General features: G+C 57.1%; 21 protein-coding genes, 1 tRNA gene and 1 pseudogene. 16 read left to right on the plus strand and 7 right to left on the minus strand.

What is annotated here, in order from left to right; all coding sequences use genetic code 11:
- Window positions 1-297: 297 nt before the first annotated feature.
- The 4 genes from rpoE to ACSQ87_RS07935 all read left to right on the plus strand — a co-directional run bounded on the left by rpoE (window position 298) and on the right by ACSQ87_RS07935 (window position 4,074).
- Window positions 298-879, plus strand: a complete 582-nt coding sequence (rpoE, locus tag ACSQ87_RS07920; RefSeq protein ID WP_007944079.1) for an RNA polymerase sigma factor RpoE — start codon at window positions 298-300, stop codon at window positions 877-879.
- Between the two features lie 30 nt (window positions 880-909).
- Window positions 910-1,497, plus strand: a complete 588-nt coding sequence (locus tag ACSQ87_RS07925) for a sigma-E factor negative regulatory protein (protein WP_033054066.1) — start codon at window positions 910-912, stop codon at window positions 1,495-1,497.
- An 8-nt stretch (window positions 1,498-1,505) separates the two neighbouring features.
- On the plus strand, window positions 1,506-2,462 hold the full coding sequence (locus ACSQ87_RS07930) for a MucB/RseB C-terminal domain-containing protein (RefSeq protein ID WP_223433001.1): 957 nt from the start codon (window positions 1,506-1,508) through the stop codon (window positions 2,460-2,462).
- Between the two features lie 181 nt (window positions 2,463-2,643).
- Window positions 2,644-4,074, plus strand: a complete 1,431-nt coding sequence (locus tag ACSQ87_RS07935) for a DegQ family serine endoprotease (RefSeq protein WP_223433002.1) — start codon at window positions 2,644-2,646, stop codon at window positions 4,072-4,074.
- 75 nt (window positions 4,075-4,149) lie between these two features.
- On the opposite strand, the gene ACSQ87_RS07940 is transcribed toward ACSQ87_RS07935, so the two are convergent.
- Entirely contained in the window at window positions 4,150-5,583 is a 1,434-nt protein-coding gene (locus ACSQ87_RS07940) for a M48 family metalloprotease (protein ID WP_223433003.1), read from the minus strand.
- 98 nt (window positions 5,584-5,681) lie between these two features.
- On the opposite strand from ACSQ87_RS07940, the gene ACSQ87_RS07945 reads away from it, so the two are divergent.
- Both ACSQ87_RS07945 and ACSQ87_RS07950 read left to right on the plus strand, forming a co-directional pair.
- Window positions 5,682-5,921 carry a sulfurtransferase TusA family protein gene (locus ACSQ87_RS07945; protein ID WP_020300476.1) on the plus strand — a complete coding sequence of 80 codons (240 nt, stop codon included), beginning with the start codon at window positions 5,682-5,684 and terminating at the stop codon, window positions 5,919-5,921.
- 31 nt (window positions 5,922-5,952) lie between these two features.
- Entirely contained in the window at window positions 5,953-7,023 is a 1,071-nt protein-coding gene (locus ACSQ87_RS07950) for an AI-2E family transporter (protein WP_223433004.1), read from the plus strand.
- A gap of 73 nt (window positions 7,024-7,096) precedes the next feature.
- Here the strand turns inward: ACSQ87_RS07950 and ACSQ87_RS07955 are convergent, their stop codons facing one another.
- The 4 genes from ACSQ87_RS07955 to ACSQ87_RS07970 form a co-directional block, all read right to left on the minus strand.
- Window positions 7,097-7,882, minus strand: coding sequence for an IS3 family transposase (locus ACSQ87_RS07955; protein WP_317851638.1), 786 nt, complete (start codon window positions 7,880-7,882; stop codon window positions 7,097-7,099).
- Window positions 7,883-7,926: 44 nt separating this feature from the next.
- Window positions 7,927-8,223 carry a transposase gene (locus tag ACSQ87_RS07960; RefSeq protein WP_150701667.1) on the minus strand — a complete coding sequence of 99 codons (297 nt, stop codon included), beginning with the start codon at window positions 8,221-8,223 and terminating at the stop codon, window positions 7,927-7,929.
- A gap of 123 nt (window positions 8,224-8,346) precedes the next feature.
- The gene (locus ACSQ87_RS07965; protein ID WP_008153083.1) at window positions 8,347-8,820 is read right to left on the minus strand and encodes a peroxiredoxin; all 474 of its coding nucleotides are present in this window, start codon (window positions 8,818-8,820) and stop codon (window positions 8,347-8,349) included.
- A 10-nt stretch (window positions 8,821-8,830) separates the two neighbouring features.
- The gene (locus ACSQ87_RS07970) at window positions 8,831-9,391 is read right to left on the minus strand and encodes a glycine cleavage system protein R (RefSeq protein ID WP_008034925.1); all 561 of its coding nucleotides are present in this window, start codon (window positions 9,389-9,391) and stop codon (window positions 8,831-8,833) included.
- Between the two features lie 329 nt (window positions 9,392-9,720).
- Here ACSQ87_RS07970 and dapA point away from each other — a divergent pair, with 329 nt between their 5' ends.
- From dapA to ACSQ87_RS08000, 6 genes and pseudogenes are all read left to right on the plus strand, one after another.
- The gene (dapA, locus tag ACSQ87_RS07975; protein WP_223431996.1) at window positions 9,721-10,599 is read left to right on the plus strand and encodes a 4-hydroxy-tetrahydrodipicolinate synthase; all 879 of its coding nucleotides are present in this window, start codon (window positions 9,721-9,723) and stop codon (window positions 10,597-10,599) included.
- Window positions 10,600-10,616: 17 nt separating this feature from the next.
- Window positions 10,617-11,732: an outer membrane protein assembly factor BamC gene (gene bamC / locus ACSQ87_RS07980; RefSeq protein ID WP_223431997.1), complete on the plus strand. Its 1,116-nt coding sequence runs from the start codon at window positions 10,617-10,619 to the stop codon at window positions 11,730-11,732.
- Between the two features lie 4 nt (window positions 11,733-11,736).
- Window positions 11,737-12,495: an MBL fold metallo-hydrolase gene (locus tag ACSQ87_RS07985; RefSeq protein ID WP_223431998.1), complete on the plus strand. Its 759-nt coding sequence runs from the start codon at window positions 11,737-11,739 to the stop codon at window positions 12,493-12,495.
- A 28-nt stretch (window positions 12,496-12,523) separates the two neighbouring features.
- On the plus strand, window positions 12,524-13,237 hold the full coding sequence (gene purC / locus ACSQ87_RS07990) for a phosphoribosylaminoimidazolesuccinocarboxamide synthase (RefSeq protein ID WP_008034929.1): 714 nt from the start codon (window positions 12,524-12,526) through the stop codon (window positions 13,235-13,237).
- 83 nt (window positions 13,238-13,320) lie between these two features.
- Window positions 13,321-13,410, plus strand: a tRNA-Ser gene (locus ACSQ87_RS07995).
- Window positions 13,411-13,505: 95 nt separating this feature from the next.
- Window positions 13,506-13,700: pseudogene (locus ACSQ87_RS08000) on the plus strand (transposase domain-containing protein); the annotation flags it as partial.
- Window positions 13,701-13,873: 173 nt separating this feature from the next.
- Here the strand turns inward: ACSQ87_RS08000 and ACSQ87_RS08005 are convergent.
- A complete protein-coding gene (locus ACSQ87_RS08005) occupies window positions 13,874-14,698 on the minus strand; it encodes a DUF1796 family putative cysteine peptidase (protein WP_223431999.1) in 825 nt (274 codons plus the stop codon).
- 265 nt (window positions 14,699-14,963) lie between these two features.
- Window positions 14,964-16,130, minus strand: a complete 1,167-nt coding sequence (locus ACSQ87_RS08010; protein WP_223432053.1) for an MFS transporter — start codon at window positions 16,128-16,130, stop codon at window positions 14,964-14,966.
- A gap of 312 nt (window positions 16,131-16,442) precedes the next feature.
- On the opposite strand from ACSQ87_RS08010, the gene ACSQ87_RS08015 reads away from it, so the two are divergent.
- From ACSQ87_RS08015 to ACSQ87_RS08030, 4 genes are all read left to right on the plus strand, one after another.
- Complete coding sequence (locus ACSQ87_RS08015; RefSeq protein ID WP_223432000.1) at window positions 16,443-16,787, plus strand: hypothetical protein; 345 nt, start codon at window positions 16,443-16,445, stop codon at window positions 16,785-16,787.
- A gap of 290 nt (window positions 16,788-17,077) precedes the next feature.
- Complete coding sequence (locus ACSQ87_RS08020) at window positions 17,078-17,269, plus strand: YegP family protein (RefSeq protein WP_008074435.1); 192 nt, start codon at window positions 17,078-17,080, stop codon at window positions 17,267-17,269.
- Between the two features lie 172 nt (window positions 17,270-17,441).
- Window positions 17,442-18,365: a LysR substrate-binding domain-containing protein gene (locus ACSQ87_RS08025; RefSeq protein WP_223432001.1), complete on the plus strand. Its 924-nt coding sequence runs from the start codon at window positions 17,442-17,444 to the stop codon at window positions 18,363-18,365.
- A gap of 57 nt (window positions 18,366-18,422) precedes the next feature.
- A complete protein-coding gene (locus tag ACSQ87_RS08030) occupies window positions 18,423-18,788 on the plus strand; it encodes a 5-carboxymethyl-2-hydroxymuconate Delta-isomerase (RefSeq protein WP_223432002.1) in 366 nt (121 codons plus the stop codon).

An 18,788-nucleotide genomic window follows, 5' to 3' on the forward strand; every position in this document is an offset into this window, starting at 1 on the left:
CAGCTATAAATATTTGGAACTTTTGCCAAAGGCCCAAGATCAATAGACCGTTGCCTGATTCAAGGGACAGTGTCGGCTTCAACGCGGGATCTGTGAATTGATCCTTGCCGGCGAATCCGATGACAAGATTATTCGCGCAGCCGGGTTCACCCGCGCTGCGCTTTTCGTGCGTGCCAAATCAGAGCCCGCAGGAAACTTGCTTGGAGGGGGAGAACTTTTGCGAAAAGCCCGAGTCTATGTTTGCAAGTCTGGTTGTTTAGTTATGCAAGCCTCCTCCGAGCTTATCGAGGAGTGTTCATGCTAACCCAGGAAGAGGATCAGCAGCTGGTCGAACGCGTTCAGCGCGGCGACAAGCGAGCTTTCGATCTGCTAGTGCTGAAATACCAGCACAAAATTCTCGGGTTGATCGTGCGTTTCGTGCACGACACCCATGAAGCCCAGGATGTGGCGCAGGAAGCCTTTATCAAGGCGTACCGTGCACTTGGAAATTTTCGCGGAGACAGCGCGTTTTATACGTGGCTTTACCGCATCGCCATCAACACGGCGAAAAACTATCTGGTTTCACGCGGCCGTCGGCCGCCGGATAGCGATGTCAGTTCCGAGGATGCAGAGTTCTACGATGGCGATCATGGCCTCAAGGATCTCGAGTCGCCAGAACGTGCATTGCTGCGGGATGAGATCGAAGGCACCGTCCATCGAACCATTCAGCAACTGCCAGAAGATTTGCGTACGGCTTTAACTTTACGTGAATTCGATGGTCTGAGTTACGAGGACATTGCGGCCGTCATGCAGTGTCCGGTGGGTACCGTGCGCTCCCGGATTTTCCGCGCTCGGGAAGCCATCGATAAAGCCCTGCAGCCGTTGTTGCAGGAAAACTGAGACAGCGGCGACAGCCAAGAGAGGAACGCCATGAGTCGTGAAGCCCTGCAGGAATCGCTGTCCGCAGTGATGGATAACGAAGCGGACGAATTGGAATTGCGTCGGGTATTGAATGCCTTTGACGATGTTGAAACCCGTGATACCTGGGCTCGTTATCAAATCGCTCGGGCAGTTATGCACAAGGATTTGCTGCTTCCACGTCTGGATATCGCTGCGGCAGTCTCTGCTGCGCTGGCTGACGAAGCTGTACCTGCAAAAGCCTCCCGTGGTCCATGGCGTAGCCTGGGTCGTCTGGCGGTCGCTGCTTCGGTAACCCTCGCCGTACTGGCAGGTGTTCGTCTGTATAATCAGGACGAGATCGCTGGGGTCGAACTGGCTCAACAATCCAGTCAACCAGGTCTGGCCGTTCCTCAGGTCAAGGGTCCAGCTGTATTAGCAGGCTACAATGAGAGTTCGGAAGCCACTGGCCCTATGGCCAACGGCGTATTGCAAGGTCAGCCAGGCTGGCACGATCAGCGTCTGCCAGGCTACTTGCGCCAACATGCTCAACAAGCTGCACTGAAAGGTACTGAGAGCGCTCTGCCTTACGCTCGTGCAGCAAGTCTGGAAAACCGTTAAGGAGGATCATGCGCGCCATCCCTCTACTTACGCTTCTGCTCGGTGGCTGGTTTGTTGTTCCAGCCCATGCTGATGAAGCCCAGGACTGGTTGACCCGTCTGGGCCAAGCCGAGCAACAGCAAAGCTTTCACGGTACATTCGTCTACGAGCGTAACGGTAGTTTTTCTACCCACAACATCTGGCACCGCGTCCAGGATGGCAAGGTCCGTGAGCGTTTACTCCAGCTCGACGGCTCGGCACAGGAAGTCGTGCGCATTGATGGGCGTACTCAATGCGTCAGCGGCATTCTGATAGCAGGGCTTGGAGATTCCCCCAGCTCCTCTGCTCGTGCACTCGATCCACAAAAGCTAAAGAATTGGTACGACCTTGCCGTTATTGGCAAGTCGCGTGTGGCCGGGCGTGCGGCAGTAATCGTTTCACTGACACCTCGCGATCAACACCGCTACGGTTTTGAATTGCATCTGGATAAAGAATCCGGCCTGCCTCTCAAATCATTGCTTCTGAATGAAAAAGGGCAGTTGCTGGAGCGATTCCAGTTCACGCAACTGGATACCGCCGATGTTCCGTCCGACAGCGACTTGCAGCCTGGCGCCGATTGCAAAACTATTGCCCTCGACAGCGACAAGGCTTCTGCAATCAAGGCAGCCCAAGTATGGCGTTCGGACTGGTTACCACCTGGTTTCGAGTTGACCAGCAGTACCTCCCGCAAGGATCCAGAGACCAAAACTCAAGTCAACAGTCTGATGTATGACGATGGTCTGGCTCGTTTCTCGGTTTTCCTTGAACCGTTGAATGGCGCAACAATTACTGATACTCGCACCCAGTTGGGGCCGACCGTTGCAGTTTCCCGACGCTTGACTACCCCGCAAGGCGAGATGATGGTGACCGTGGTCGGTGAGATTCCGATTGGCACCGCTGAACGGATTGCGCTATCCATGCGCAGCGACGCCACTGCAACCAAGTAGTGAGCTGAAATCGAAATGTTTGGTGAGCATTTCAACTTGCAAATATTCCCGAATTTTTCTATAGGTCAGAGCCCCTCGGCTCTGGCCTTGTTTGTTGTTCCCGGAACAAAAATACCGGCGTATCGTTCCCGGTGTTCCTTGCTCCATATCGCTTAACCATGCTCGTCGTAACGGGAGCCGTATGTCGATACCACGCTTGAAGTCTTATCTCTCTATTTTTGCCACCGTGCTGGTGCTTGGTCAGGCGGTCGCTGTTCAGGCGGCCGAGTTGCCTGACTTCACACAGTTGGTCGAGCAGGCCTCGCCCGCGGTGGTGAACATCAGTACCACGCAGAAACTGCCGGACCGCAAAGTGTCGAGCCAGGAGATGCCTAACCTTGATGACTTGCCGCCGATGCTGCGCGAGTTCTTCGAGCGCGGCATGCCGCCACAGCCTCGTACGCCACGCGGTGATCGTCAACGCGAAGCCCAATCCCTGGGATCGGGCTTCATCATCTCGCCTGATGGCTACATCCTGACCAACAACCATGTAATCGCCGATGCCGACGAAATTCTCGTTCGTCTCGCCGACCGCAGCGAATTGAAGGCCAAGCTGATCGGCACCGATCCACGTTCCGACGTGGCGCTGTTGAAAATCGAAGGCAAGGATCTGCCGGTCCTGAAACTTGGCAAATCCCAGGATCTGAAAGCTGGCCAGTGGGTCGTGGCGATTGGCTCGCCATTCGGCTTCGACCATACCGTGACTCAAGGTATCGTCAGTGCCATCGGTCGCAGTCTGCCGAACGAAAACTATGTGCCGTTCATCCAGACCGACGTGCCGATCAACCCAGGTAACTCCGGTGGTCCGCTGTTCAACCTGGCCGGTGAAGTGGTGGGCATCAACTCGCAGATCTACACCCGTTCCGGCGGCTTCATGGGCGTGTCGTTCGCGATCCCTATCGACGTAGCCATGGACGTTTCCAATCAGCTCAAAAGCGGCGGTAAAGTCAGCCGTGGCTGGTTGGGTGTGGTGATTCAGGAAGTGAACAAGGACCTGGCCGAGTCGTTCGGTCTGGATAAGCCAGCCGGCGCGCTGGTGGCTCAGATCCAGGATGACGGCCCGGCTGCCAAGGGTGGCCTGCAAGTAGGGGACGTGATCCTGAGCATGAACGGTCAACCCATCGTCATGTCCGCTGATCTGCCGCACCTGGTGGGCGCGCTGAAGGCCGGCTCGAAAGCTGATCTGGAAGTGATTCGTGAAGGTAAGCGCAAGAATGTCGAGTTGACAGTCGGCGCAATCCCGGAAGAAGGCAAAGAGTTGGATGCGCTGCCGAAATCCACCACCGAGCGCAGCAGCAACCGGCTGGGTGTTTCCGTGGTCGAGCTGACGGATGAACAGAAGAAAACCTACGACCTCAAAGGCGGCGTCGTCATCAAGGAAGTCCAGGACGGTCCTGCTTCTCTGATTGGCCTGCAGCCAGGCGATGTGATCACTCACCTGAACAATCAGGCAATCGGTTCCACCAAGGAGTTCACGGATATCGCCAAGGCGCTGCCGAAGAACCGCTCGGTGTCGATGCGGGTTCTGCGTCAAGGACACGCCAGCTTCATCACCTTCAAACTGGCTGAATAATCCGGTTGTTGGCTGAATAAAAAACCGCCTCGAAAGAGGCGGTTTTTTTATGTCTGCAATTTTTTCTGACAGGCGTCAGCCCATCATGTCCTTGATCATGCGCTCCTGTTCCATCAGCTCACGTTGCCGTGCGTCGATTCGCGATGACAGCGGGAAGTTGGTGCCTGCCTTGCGCTTGGCGAAATCCAGTTGCTGAATGGCCTGACGGTAATCCCCGACCAGGGCGAAATACTCGGCGCGAGCTTGATGCAGGCCAATGATGTTGCCTGACAGGCCGCGAGTCTCGGCCACCATGTACCAGACGTCCGGATCGTCAGGACGGCTCTTGAGCAGATTCTCCAGCGCTTTTTCCGCGTCGGGCGCACGGTTCTGCTTGAGCAGCAGGTCAACACGCACCGAGTTCAGCGGATAGTTTCCGGGGTACTGCGTCAACATCCGGTCAACCCGGGACTGGGCGTCCGGTAGACGATTGTTGGTAATGTCCAGATCCACCTGCGCCAGGTTGTAGATGATCTCGTTCGGCGACTTGACCAGCAGCAATTTGAGGTTTTCCCGTGCTTCATTCAGCTGGCCGCCCTTGATCTGGGCGATGGCCAGGCCATAGCGAGCGACATCATTTTTCGGGTTTTCATCAAGCTGGGCGCGAAAGCGTTTGGCGCCCAGGCCAGGGGTTTCTTCATAGATCAACTGGACCCGTGCACGAATCAACTGATAACGCATCGTGTCTTCGATGCCGCCGGGTTTTGCCTGTTCGGCGCGGTTGCGGGTGTCAGCGATCCGCGACTCGGTCACCGGGTGAGTCAGCAGAAATTCCGGTGGCTTGGCGTCAAAGCGGTATTGGCGCGCCAATCGCTCGAACATGGTCGGCATCGAGCGCGGGTCGTAACCGGCCTTTTCCAGATTGAGGATGCCGATGCGGTCAGCTTCCTGTTCGTTCTGGCGAGAGAAACGCCGCTGTTCCTGAATGGCCGCCGCCTGCGTGCCTGCAATAGCCGCGATCCCGGCATCGCCGGCGCCAGCTGCGGCAATCACGATCCCAGCCAGCAGCGCGGCCATCATCGGCACCTGCATGCGCTGTTGGGCTTCGACGCCACGGGCGAAGTGGCGCTGCGACAAGTGAGCCAATTCGTGAGCAAGTACCGAGGCGTATTCGCCTTCGGTCTGGGCATTGAGGAACAAGCCGCCGTTAACCCCGACAATGCCGCCCGGTGCCGCGAAGGCGTTGAGTTGCGGGCTGTTGATCAGGATGAACTCCAGGCGCCGGTCATTGACCTGGCTGGTCTCGACCAGCCTGTAGACGCTGGATTCGACGTAGTCCTTGAGCTGTGGATCGTTGAGCTGCGAAACCTGGCTGCGCAACAGCGCCAGCCAGGCACGACCCAACTGATGTTCCTGTTGCGGCGAGACGATGGCAGAACTGGCGTCGCCGAGTGACGGCAGGTCGTCGGCGAAGCCCGGTGAGGCGAGCAGGCAAGCGAGCGTCAGCAGGGTAGGGCGCAAAAAAGTCATGCACAAAGCCTTAGTCGACAAAGACCTTACTGTAGCCGGACACTACGCTTCGGACCAGATATTCTAGCCACTCGACCACCTGCCCCCGGAGTGATGCAATGACCGACGCTGTAGCCCATGACGCCGAGCTCGACGCCAGCGGCCTGAATTGCCCCTTGCCGTTGCTAAAGGCCAAGCTGGAACTCAATCGACTGGCCAGCGGCGCAGTGCTGAAGGTAATTGCCACCGATGCGGGTTCGCAGCGCGACTTCCGCACCTTTGCCCGGTTGGCGGGTCATACGCTGCTTCGTGAAGAAGATGAAGCGGGTGTTTACCGCTACTGGTTGAAAAAAGCCTGAATTCTGCTGCGTTCGTTTCTAAGGATTATTGATGTTCAAAGTGTTACGCGACTGGATTCAGCGCTACTTCTCCGATGAAGAGGCCGTGGTGCTGGCGGTCCTGCTGTTTCTGGCGTTTACCGCCGTGCTGACGCTGGGCGGCATGCTTGCGCCCGTGCTGGCCGGGATGGTGCTGGCGTATCTGATGCAAGGGTTGGTCGTCACTCTCGAACGCCTGCGCATGCCGGGCGGGTTGGCGGTGGGGTTGGTCTTTGCGTTGTTCATGGGGCTATTGCTGGTGTTCATCGTGGTTGTGGTGCCGTTGCTCTGGCATCAGTTGATTACGCTGTTCAACGAGTTACCCGGCATGCTGGCCAAATGGCAGTCGCTGTTGTTGCTGCTGCCCGAGCGCTACCCGCATCTGGTGTCCGATGAGCAGGTGCTGCAGGCCATCGAAGTGGCGCGGGGCGAGATTGGCAAGTTCGGTCAGTGGGCGCTGACGTTCTCGCTGTCGAGTCTGCCGCTGCTGGTGAACATCATGATCTACCTGGTGCTGGTGCCGATCCTGGTGTTTTTCTTTCTCAAGGACCGGGAGATGATTGGCCAGTGGGTGCGTGGTTATTTGCCCCGTGAGCGGGCGCTGATCACCCGCGTCGCTCATGAGATGAACCGTCAGATCGCCAACTATATTCGCGGCAAGGTCATCGAGATTTTCATTTGTGGTGGCGTGACCTACATCGGTTTTGTGGTTCTGGGGCTCAACTACGCAGCGCTGCTGGCATTGCTGGTGGGTGTGTCGGTGGTGGTGCCTTATGTCGGCGCAGTGGTGGTGACCGTGCCGGTCATGCTGATTGCGCTGTTCCAGTGGGGCTGGAGCGATCAGTTCATTTATTTGATGGCGGTCTACGGGATCATCCAGACACTGGACGGCAACGTGCTGGTGCCGCTGTTGTTCTCGGAGGCGGTCAATCTGCATCCGGTGGCGATCATCTGCGCGGTGTTGTTGTTTGGAGGATTGTGGGGCTTTTGGGGTGTGTTCTTTGCGATTCCGCTGGCGACCCTGTTCAAGGCTGTGCTGGACGCCTGGCCGCGCAAAGAGCCGGTGGTGGCACCGTTGCTTTAAATCGGTGGAAATGCAAAAAGATCGCAGCCTGCGGTGTAGTGGTTCAGTTTTTTTGAACCGCTCTGTAGGAGCATTAAGCCGCTTGCTGCTCAAACAGCGCAGGCGGCAGGTGGTTCGAAGCGGAATGGCAACGGCGATGGTTGTAATGTGAGATGAAGCCCATCACATCCTTCTCCGCTTCGAAATGATTTTGGTAGCCGTTTTCTGGCATCCAATCGTGCTTCAACGTCCTGAAATAGCGCTCGACCACCGCGTTATCCCAGCAGTTTCCTCGACGACTCATGCTCTGAACGATCCGGTTTTCTGCCAGACATGCAACAAATCGATCAGCGGTATATTGGCAGCCCTGGTCTGAGTGAAATAGCAACTCAGGCATCGGACGGCGTAACGCCACTGCCAGCTTAAGTGCCTTCATAGACAGCTCAGTATCAGCGGTTCGCGAGCAAGCCCACCCCACGATCCTGCGTGAAAACAGGTCCATCACCACGGCCAGATACAACCAGCCGTTCCCCACTCTGATGTAAGTGATATCGCCTGCCCAAAGCGTGTCAGGCCGGGCCGGATTGAAACGACGATCAAGTATGTTCGGTGCAGCGACTGCCGGCTTCGTCGCACGGCGATAATGGGCGTAACGAGGCCTACGCCGGTGCAAACCGAAGGTCTTGATCAAGGTGCGCATTCGATAGCGGCCAATGAAAATGCCTTCTTTTCTTAATTCTTTGGATAGCCCGCGAGTACCTAATGCTTCGCGATGCTCCCTATGCAACGCGCGGAGTTTGCGCCCCAGCCATCGCTGCGCAGGTAGCAGCAGCTCGGGTTTGCGCTTCACGTAATAGCTGCTGCGGGCCAGACCGAACACGGAGCACATACGCCTAATCGACATCGCGCCTCTAACGCCATCAATCACTTGGTTCGACCAAACAGAACCTTTAGATGAGAGGGCAATTGCTTTTTTAGCACTTGGTTCTCAGCTTCGAGTAGCGCCAATTTCGCCTGAAGCGACTCGATCAGTTCCTGATCCTGCAGTCGAGGAGGTTGCACCATCCCTTCCTGCTCTCGCCGCCAACGCAAAACCCAGCGGCGCAAGGCTGTAGGGCCAACACCGGTAGCTTCACAGGCTTTAGGTATGGAGTAATCCATCTCCACAACCAAACGGATCGCCTCCGCTTTTTCCTCAGATGTAACAACCCGATATCCCATGATGATTCCTAAAGTCGACGCTCCTACATCATGGTCCAAAAATATTCGACCACTACACGGCAGCTCCTACAGGAGCGCTTCGGTCTGCGTAGGAGCTGCCGAAGGCTGCGATCTTTTTAGGTGTCAGGCCTTGTTCAGCGCCTGAGCCGCAGCCAATACCGCATCCACATGGCCCGGCACCTTCACTCCGCGCCATTCCTGACGCAGCACGCCGTCCTTGTCGATCAGGAAGGTGCTGCGATCAACGCCCATGTATTCTTTGCCATAGAGCTTTTTCAGCTTGATCACGTCGAACTGCTGGCAGAGCGCTTCTTCCTTGTCGCTGATCAGCTCAAAGGTGAACGCCTGCTTGGCCTTGAAATTTTCGTGTGATTTAAGGCTGTCGCGGGACACGCCGAAGACTTCGGTGTTGGCGGCTTTAAAAGCATCAAGCTGATCACGAAAGCCCTGACCCTGAGTGGTGCAGCCTGGCGTGCTGTCCTTCGGATAGAAGTAAATCACCACCTGCTTGCCTTTGAGGCTAGCGAGGTTGACGGTCTGCCCGCTGGTGGCGGGTGCTTCGAAGTCGGCAACCGGTTGGTCGATGGCAACGGCCATGAAAGCTTCCTTACATTGGGTTTTGTGGGCGCCACGGTTCGATAAGGGCATCCAGGTTCAGCGCGTCGGCGAAATCCAGGAACTGATCGCGCAGCCAGCTGATTTGCACGCCGGCCGGCAAGGTCACGGTAAACGTGGCATTGAGCATGGTGCCGCCGGTTTGCGGAGCCTGATAGGTGTCGCAGGTCAGGTTTTCCAGCTCGACGTTGTGGTCCATGAAGAACTGGCACAGCTCATTAATGATGTCCGAGCGGTAAGCCGAGCTGACATAGGCGACGTATGGCAGGGCCTGAGGGCGATTCTCCAGCGCCGCGCTGCGCACCACGTTGACCGTAAAGGCGTGCTTCTTGGCGAGGCTCGGCAGGCTGCCTTCGAGGCGCGCCAGGGCGTCCCAGCTGCCGGAGATCTCGAGGATCAACGCACTGCACTCGCCATGACGCGTCAGGCGAGAGGTGACCACGGCGCAGCGGTTTTCATGGCTGGCGCGGCACAGGACGTTAGTCAGCTCCATGGGGTTGGCGCCGAGGGCACTGATGACAAGGAATTGTTCGCGAACTGTGGGGGTGGACATGCAGCATTCCTAAAGCGATGAGCGGTCGATACTTCTACGGGCTTTTTTTACCGGGAGCGAGCCTGCGGATGCGAATTCAAAAAACCCGAGCCGCAAGGTTGCAACGTGCTCCAGAGTGGCAAGAGCGAGGGGTGGCAACGCTGGATCGGGGCTTGTGATGCCGAAAATGGAGGCTGGAACCCGGCGTACGAGCTTATCAGTACCGATCAAAGTCTGAAGGGTAGCGAAAAGCAGCGCCAAGGGGAATGGCAGCAGCGCAGTACTTCGCTTGTACAAGCATCTTGGCGCCAGTACCATTACCGCTCTCTTTTTCCGGCAGGAGCGGTTTCATGATTGCGGGCAGTATGGTGGCACTGGTCACACCCATGGATGCACAAGGGCGTCTTGACTGGGACAGCCTCAGCAAACTCGTGGACTTCCACCTTGAAAACGGCACCCATGCCATTGTCGCGGTCGGTACTACCGGCGAGTCGGCGACCCTCGATGTCAATGAGCACATCGCCGTCATCAAAGCCGTTGTCAAGCAGGTCAATGGCCGTATTCCGGTCATCGCCGGTACCGGCGCCAACTCGACCCGCGAAGCCGTCGAACTGACCCGCAACGCCAAGGATGCCGGCGCCGACGCCTGCCTTCTGGTCGTTCCGTACTACAACAAGCCGACCCAGGAAGGCTTGTACCAGCACTTCAAACACATCGCTGAAGCGGTCGACATTCCACAGATCCTCTATAACGTTCCCGGCCGCACTTCCTGCGACATGCAGGCCGAGACCGTGATTCGCCTGTCCACCGTGCCAAACATCATTGGTATCAAGGAAGCCACCGGCGACATGAAGCGTGCAAAGGCAATCCTTGATGGCGTGAGCAAGGACTTCATCGTGCTTTCCGGCGATGATCCGACCGCTGTCGAGCTGATCCTGATGGGCGGCAAGGGCAACATCTCCGTCACCGCCAACGTCGCCCCGCGCGAAATGGCTGACCTGTGCGAGGCCGCGCTCAAGGGCGACGCCGAGACTGCACGGGCAATCAACGAAAAATTGATGCCGCTGCACAAGGATCTGTTCATCGAAGCCAACCCGATTCCGGTGAAGTGGGCTTTGGTCGAAATGGGCCTGATGCACGAAGGCATTCGCCTGCCGCTGACCTGGCTGAGCGCACCTTGTCATGAAACGCTTCGCACGGCCCTGCGCCAGTGCAGCGTCCTGGTTTAATTGAGGAAGTACTACGCATGAAGCGATTGGCCGGACTTTCCGCACTTGCCTTGATCATCTCCAGCACCAGTGGCTGCGGATGGGTCTGGGGCCCGGAAGGTTATTTCCGTGACCGCGGTAGCGATTACCTGGAAGCGCAACAGACTGCACCCATGCAACTGCCGCCGGATGTCAGCACCGCCAAACGTCTGGATCCGCTGTTGCCGATCCCGCGCAACGTGGCCGATGACACCGTCAAGGGCGAGTACATCGTGCCTCGTCCGCAGCCGTTGTCGGCAGGGGCCGACGCCAGCGCCTACTCCCTGCAAAAGACCGGTGATTCGCGTTGGATCGTCGCGCAGAACCCGCCGGCCGAAGCCTGGCCAGTGGCTGTGCAGTTCTTCCAGGACAACGGTTTCCGTCTGGACGAACAGCGCCCGCAAACCGGCGAATTCACCACCACCTGGCAGCATTCCGACGAACTGTCCGCTGCGATGGCCAAGCGCCTGAGCGCAGCCGGTGTCGGCGCCGACAGCGAAACCCGTGTGCGGGTCCGCATCGAGCCAGGCGTGCAGCGCAACACCAGTGAAATCTACGTGGTCAGCGCCGAGCGTCCTGCTGGCAGCACCTCCGACGTGGCCTTCACCAACCGTTCGGTCAACACTGGCCTGGACGCGGCACTGGTCGACGACATGCTCGCGAGCATGAGCCGCATCTCGGAGAAGGGCGGTTCGGTCTCCATGCTGGCGTCGCGTGACTCCGATACGCCAAGTCGTGTCAGCCTGAGCGAAGACGGCAGCGGTAACCCTGTCCTGAACGTCGGCACCGATCTGGATCGTGCCTGGTCGAGCGTCGGTCGTGCGCTGGAGCAGGGCGAATGGCGCGTTGAAGACATCAACCGCAGCCTCGGTTTGTACTACATCAACCTGTCTGAAAAAGCCGAGAAGAAAGACGAGAAACCTGGTTTCTTCAGCGGCCTGTTCGGCAGCGCGCCGAGCAAGGAAGAAGTTGAAGCCCGTGCCGAGCGTTATCAGGTTCGCCTGAGCAAGGTTGGCGACAACGTCCAGGTCACCGTCGAGAAAAACATCAACACCGTGGCGCCAGCAGATGTGGCGCGCAAGGTATTGAGCGTGATTCAGGACAACCTGGGCTGATCACATGCGTTTTGCCGTTCTCGGCAGCGGTAGCCAAGGGAACGGCACGCTGATAGCCAGCGCTGACACGTATGTGCTGGTGGATTGTGGTTTCTCCCTGCGGGAAACCGAAAAACGCCTGCTGCGCCTGGGTGTGAACCCTGCGCAGCTGAGCGCGATACTCGTGACCCACGAACATGCCGACCACGTGCATGGCGTGGGTTTGCTGTCTCGGCGCTACAATCTGCCTGTCTACCTCAGTCGCGGTACCCTGCGCGGGATGCGCAAACCAATTGAACCGGCTGGCCTTCTGGCTGGCGGCGAGCAACTGCAGATCGGCGCACTGAGCATCGGCGTCATTGCCGTGGCCCATGATGCACATGAGCCGACGCAATATGTCTTCAGTGATGGTGAGCGGCGTTTTGGCCTGTTGACCGACCTGGGCTCGTATTGCAACAAGGTGCTGGACGGCTATCGGGACCTCGATGCGTTGATGATCGAGTCCAACCATTGCCGTGACATGCTGGCTCGCGGTCACTACCCGTACTTTCTCAAGCAGCGGGTAGGCGGTGAACTGGGGCATTTGAACAACCATCAGGCGGCATTCCTGGTGTCCGAGTTGGGCTGGCAAGGCCTGCAACACCTGGTCCTGGCCCATCTGAGCAGCAAGAACAACCTGCCGCAGCTGGCCCGGCAATGTTTTGTCGACACCCTCGGGTGCGACCCGGACTGGCTGCAACTGGCCGATCAAGATTCAGGGCTCGACTGGCGACACATCGCCTAGCCCACCTACTTAGCAAGCGGAGCCCATCATGGAAAAACGTGAAGAACTCTACCGCGGCAAAGCCAAATCGGTTTTCAAGACCGACGACGCTGACCGTTTGATCCTGCTGTTTCGCAACGACACTTCGGCGTTCGACGGCAAGCGCATCGAGCAGCTCGACCGCAAAGGCATGGTGAACAACAAGTTCAACGCCTTCATCATGCAGAAACTCGAAGCAGCCGGCGTGCCGACCCAATTCGACAAACTGCTGGGCGACAATGAATGCCTGGTGAAAAAACTCGACATGATCCCGGTCGAGTGCGTCGTGCGTAACTACGCCGCCGGCAGCCTGGTCAAGCGCCTGGGCGTCGAAGAGGGCATGAAGCTCAACCCTTACACCTTCGAACTGTTCCTGAAGGACGACGCCAAGGGCGACCCGTTCATCAACGAATCCCACGTTGTGGCCTTCGGTTGGGGCACCGCCGAGCAACTGGTTCGCATGAAAGAACTGTCGCTCAAGGTCAACGAAGTCCTGAGCAAACTGTTCGACGACGCCGGCCTGCTGCTGGTCGACTTCAAACTGGAATTCGGCGTGTTCTCCGACGGCTCCATCGTCCTGGGCGACGAATTCAGCCCGGACGGCTGCCGTCTGTGGGACAAGGCCACCGGTAAGAAAATGGACAAGGACCGCTTCCGTCAGGGCCTCGGTGACGTCATCGAAGCCTACGAAGAAGTCGCCAATCGTCTGGGCGTACCGCTTTAATCGACGCAAGCATCTGATAGCACGGAAAAATTTCGCTTAGGGGGTTCGCTTCCGGCAAAAGTGTTGTTATGATGCGCGCCGTTGGAGAGATGCCAGAGTGGCCGAATGGGACGGATTCGAAATCCGTTGTACCTTCACCGGTACCTAGGGTTCGAATCCCTATCTCTCCGCCATTATTGAATAAGACTAAGCCCCTGAAATTGTAAAAGATTTCAGGGGCTTTTTCGTTTCTGGCATTTCGTTCAGGGCAAGTTTGCCGCCTGTTTTCTGGCTGTTTAGCGATACCACCAACGGCGCTACCGCCAGCGCGCAGATCTATAGCCTGGTCGAGACCGCCAAGGTCAACGGCCAAGAGGCCTATACGTAGCTGCGTCACGTACTGGAGCGGTTGCCACAGGCCTCGTCGGTTGAGGACTACGAAGCGCTGCTGCCGTTGAACTGCTCGCCGGAAATGCCAAGGTAGATCGCTGCCCCGTCTTGGGGTAGGTGGGGTTTATGGAACGCTTACGGCCAAAGGCCCTCTCCCGGGCACCAAAACCTCGTAAACGCTCCACCGGAACCGTCCGACAAGCACGCCTTCCTCGCTCCATCGACCTAAGATGATTTCGTCAAGACGTGACTTAATGAAGGAGACAATCATTTTTCTGCAAGCTTCCTGAGAAATGGTTGCCACTTGTGCGTTGCTCCCTTCCAGTAATCACCTGAATCGCTCCAGTCGTTCGCTCCAGATATGCCCACTTCGGCGGTTTCAATCTTTCCACTCAATAATTGGCAGCCTGGGTCAGCAACGGCCAGCCGTGCCTGTGGGCAAACTGTTTTTAGCGCATCCAAGACCAGCAGGTAGTCCTCTTCGGAAGTCTGGAGTTCCTGCTCTTCTGGCATCGAGAATCGGCCGCGTTGGCGAACAAAGACAACATCCGGGGCCTCCGTGATAGTGTCAAACCACCGCTCAGTGACAAATTTCCACTTTGATGTGGCCTGCTCTACTTCCTCCAGCCAATTATCCGAAATGCCTCCGGATTCATCCCGCGAAAACTCATGGTGGAGGAAAACACCATAGCGGGTATTAATGACGGTTTCTAAACGTTTTCCGTTGAATGGGTGGAAGTAGTGCGACTTCTCGAGGAATCGTCTATCGGTGATGAACTTTAATCTTTCCGAGATCATCAGCGGGATTGACTGAAGTGGTGTAACTAGCCAGTCGAATGGCCCAGATAATTGGCGACCGAAAATGTTGCTTATTTGCCAAGCTACTTCGCATCGACCGCCCAAACTCGCAAACATTGGAGTTTGGCTAGCGCCGATTTTTTCTGCTTCCTGATCTCCCAAAGCCAAAAGCTTCTCCAGTTCTGAGATTCGATCACGTAGAGCCGCGCTTTCCTGCGAAATGGTTTCTATTGTTTGCTTTTTGCATATGACATATCCAAGCGAACCAATCATTTTTTGTATTTTGTTTTTCACTGAATAGTCCTTTCCAGTCCGCTTCAGGGCGGCTTATTGGTGCGGAGCATACCATGCTCATCATCCAGCAGAACGCCGGCCCAGTTGGACGTCGCGACCGCGAACTTGTGATCAAGTGCGAATGACGCTCAGCTCACAGACCGCGTTAAAGAGAAGATTTCAGGGGTTTTTTCGTTTCTGGCATTTCGTTCAGGGCAAGTTTGCCGCCTGTTTTCTCGGCGAGCGGTACGAGTTTCTCGCGAAACTCAGGCGGTATCGCTCTTTCCTATCGAACCTGAACTCTCGCCTGGATCACCCACAATCCCAGCAAAGTCAGAACAGCAAAGCCCCCACCCATCAAGAAAGTGCCTTGGAAGCCTACCGTGTCCCACAACGCTCCAGCGATGACGCTGGCCAGCAGCAAGGCCAACCCGGTCAACAGATTGAACATGCCAAATGCCGTTCCGCGCAGTTCAGCCGGCGCGCAATCGGCGATCAGGGCAGCGAATACCCCTTGGGTAAACCCCATGTGCAGCCCCCATAGAACGACGCCGACGACCAGGCCTTCGATGCCCGGCGCGAACGCCAGGGTCAGGTCGGCAGCAATCAGCAATATCAGACCCACGCCGAGCACTGCCACGCGGCTGACACGATCAGACAAGGCCCCGGCGGGATAGGCTGACAGTGAATACGCCACGCTCATCAGGACAAGCACCGCTGGCGCCCACATCGGCGCCAGCCCGACGGCCTGACCGCGCAGAATCAGAAAGGCTTCGCTGAAACGCGCCAGGGTGAACACCGCAGCGACACCCACCACCCACCAGTAGCCCGCGCCCAGTCGGACCAATTCCCGCCGGCTCAAAGGCGCACGCACCCGGTGCGTCCCTTCCACTTGTTTGGGCTCATGAACGAACACCAGCAGCACCGCGACGGCAAGGAAGGCCGGGATGACGGCCACCCAGAACACACTCTGGAAGTGGTTCGCGGTTAGCCACATCAATCCGATCGCCAGCAACGGTCCCAGGAATGCACCAACCGTATCAAGAGTTTGCCGCAGGCCGAAAGCTGCCCCCCGTATCTCGGGCGGCGTGATGTCGGCTACCAACGCATCGCGCGGGGCGCCGCGAATACCTTTGCCAATGCGGTCGATAAAACGCGCCCCGATCAGCCAGTCCAGCGAGCCCGCCAAAGGAAAGATCGGTTTGGACAGTGCCGCCAGTCCATAGCCCAGCGCCGCGAGCAATTTGCGCTTGCCCAATCGATCGCTGAGTGCCCCGGAGAATACCTTGGTGATCGAGGCCGTAGCTTCGGCTATGCCTTCGATGAGACCCACGGCCAAAACGGAGGTACCCAGTACTGTGACCATATAGAGCGGCAACAATGCATGGATCATCTCTGAGGAGATGTCCATCAGCATCGAGACGAAGCCCAGTGCCCAGATGCCGCCAGGCATGGTGCGCCAGACGTTGCCGGTTGACGTCTTCTTGATTGGCGCAGTAACCGAAGTGCCACCTGACTTGTCAGTGGTTTTCATCATGAGCCTCGAAAACCTGTTTTGGCGTAGGCATCCATTAGCGCCCCGCACCCCAGCAGCCGCGTTGCCGCTACCTCCGCCAAGATACGCTGTATCTATGAGTGATTTCGATCAACAGATTGCGCAATCTGCTGAAGAGAGTCGCCTTTCTGCCAGCGATGGCTTTCGGTGTAACCCTGGTCATTAGCTATCATGCAATACAGAGCAAATCACCGGATGACGGGGGAATGCATGAACAGATGGCGACGGATTTGGGTGTTTGTGAAGCTGCTGGCAGCATTTGCCGCCTGTGTGGCCGTTGCTGTTCAGGCTTTTAACTACATGTTGGAAAGTCCCGACGCAGCGCAGATGCACCCTTTGAGCATTTTGGTTGTTGGACTGATCTTTGGCTTCATCACCTATGGAATCCTTTCACTGATTGAAAGGGCTATACGGGGTTTCCTGCCCCATCCTGACCCAGTCACCACCACGGTAGCGGCTCAACCTCAAACAGAACTTGAGGAAGATGCCGGGCTGATGGAAGAACAGCCTTTGGCCCTGTCAGCCGACGATTCAACTCAGCAAAAAAATCAGTGAACAGTCCGTATGGCATGGATTACTGGGCGATCACCAAAGGCTCGAATCAGAGTTTTTGCGTCGGACCAGACAGCACCGCAGCGTAAGAAAAATATGCCTCTTCAAGGGAAAAGTTACTCAGCGCAGTCACCCAATTTACCGCCCCCCGAATCTATTGGTCGTCCCGCCAATCAAGGCTGTATCTGCGAAACATCCCCTGACATTGAAAGACCCTGCTGCAAAAAGTCCTCATCTACTCTCGTTTCGCAGGTCACTGATCTGCCGTCATCAGCAATCGCAAGGAGCGAGCAATGTATTTTGAGATTTACAGGCAAACCCGTGGCATCGCACAGACCGGCAAAGGTCAATGGCGGTGGCGTTTGAGGGCGGGAAACCATGAAACGATTGCCAGCGGGGAGGCTTACGTCAACAAGTCTGATTGTGTGCATGCCATCAGTTTGATCAAAGGGACCCACGATCAGACCCCGGTCAAGGAAATCTAGGCTTCAGGCGGTGAAGCTGCTCAGTCAGAGCAGCTTCGTTTCAGCGGGCGGTCTTACGGTTGTGAGCGCCGCTGCCTGAATCTGGATTAAACGTAAACTGCTCGAGTCGCATAGACGCCGATTGCGACACCTACCTAAACTGTTAGCAGATTTGGGGGCGCGGGGTCAGTGGATGAATCGTAACGAACTACGCAAGGCCGACATCAACCTGATGGTGGTGTTTGAAACGCTGATGCTCGAACGCAACGTCACCCGGGTGGCGGAAAAGTTGTTTCTCGGCCAGCCGACCATCAGTTCGGCACTCAATCGCTTGCGCACGATGTTCAACGACCCGCTGTTCATTCGCGTCGGGCATCGTATGGAGCCGACGGCGCGGGCCGAGGAGATTATTCTGCACCTGTCGCCGGCGCTTGATTCGTTGTCGGTGGCGTTGAGCCTGACCCATAATTTCGACCCCGCCAGCAGCACCATGACTTTTCGTATCGGGCTGTCGGACGATGTCGAGTTTGGCCTGCTGCCGCCGTTGCTGCGTGCCTTGCGCCAGGAAGCACCCAAGGTGGTGTTCGTGGTGCAGCATGTCGATTACTGGCGGATTCCGGATTTGCTGGCGTCGGGCGACATCACGGTTGGTATCAGCCAAACTCGCGGGCTGCCGGCTAACGCCAAGCGCAAGTTATTGCGGCACATCCTGCCCTGCATTTTGCGCGCGGACGCATCGGATACTCCGCTGACACTCGATGAATATTGCGCGCGACCGCACGTGCTGGTTTCTCACACCGCCAATGTCAGTGGTTACGCCGATGAGTGGCTGGCGGAGATTGGTCGTACGCGCCAAGTCGTCCTTTCCGTGCCGCAATACAGCTCGCTACCGGCCTTGCTCGCCGGGACAGATCTGATCGCCAGTCTGCCGGATTACGCCGCCGAAGCGATGGCCGCGTCCGGCCAGCTGTTCAAGGAACCGTTCCCGTTCAAGGCGCCGACCCTGGATCTGTCGATGGTCTGGCTCAGTCATGTCGATACGGACCCCGCCGAGCGCTGGTTGAGGTCGCGGCTGGAGGCGTTCATGAGTGAACGCTCGCTTTTACCGCCCGAGTGAGTAGGGCGATGCTGTGTTATATGTACGACCTTTCTGCCCACTTTCAGGAGCTCAGTCATGCCTCACCTGCACATGGAATACACCGCCAACCTGCCCGAGCTCAATGCCGACATGGCGTTGATCCGGCTCAACAATGCGTTGGTGGCTTCCGGTCAGTTTGCTGCCGAATACGACATCAAGAGCCGAGCGGTGAAGGTTGAGACGTTCAAGGTCGGCACGGTGTCAGGTGAGCGAGCCTTTGTGCATGTGAAACTGGCGCTGTTGAGCGGTCGTTCACCGCAGATCAAGCAGCAGTTGTCCGAAAGTTTGCTGGCCGTGGTGCAGGAGCTGTGTGAATGGCCGACGGACATTGAAGTCCAACTGGCCGTGGAAATCCTCGACATCGATCGAGAGTCCTACACCAAGATTGCCATCAGCCACTGA

Source organism: Pseudomonas sp. LjRoot277 (assembly GCF_964253845.1).
GTDB lineage: Bacteria > Pseudomonadota > Gammaproteobacteria > Pseudomonadales > Pseudomonadaceae > Aquipseudomonas.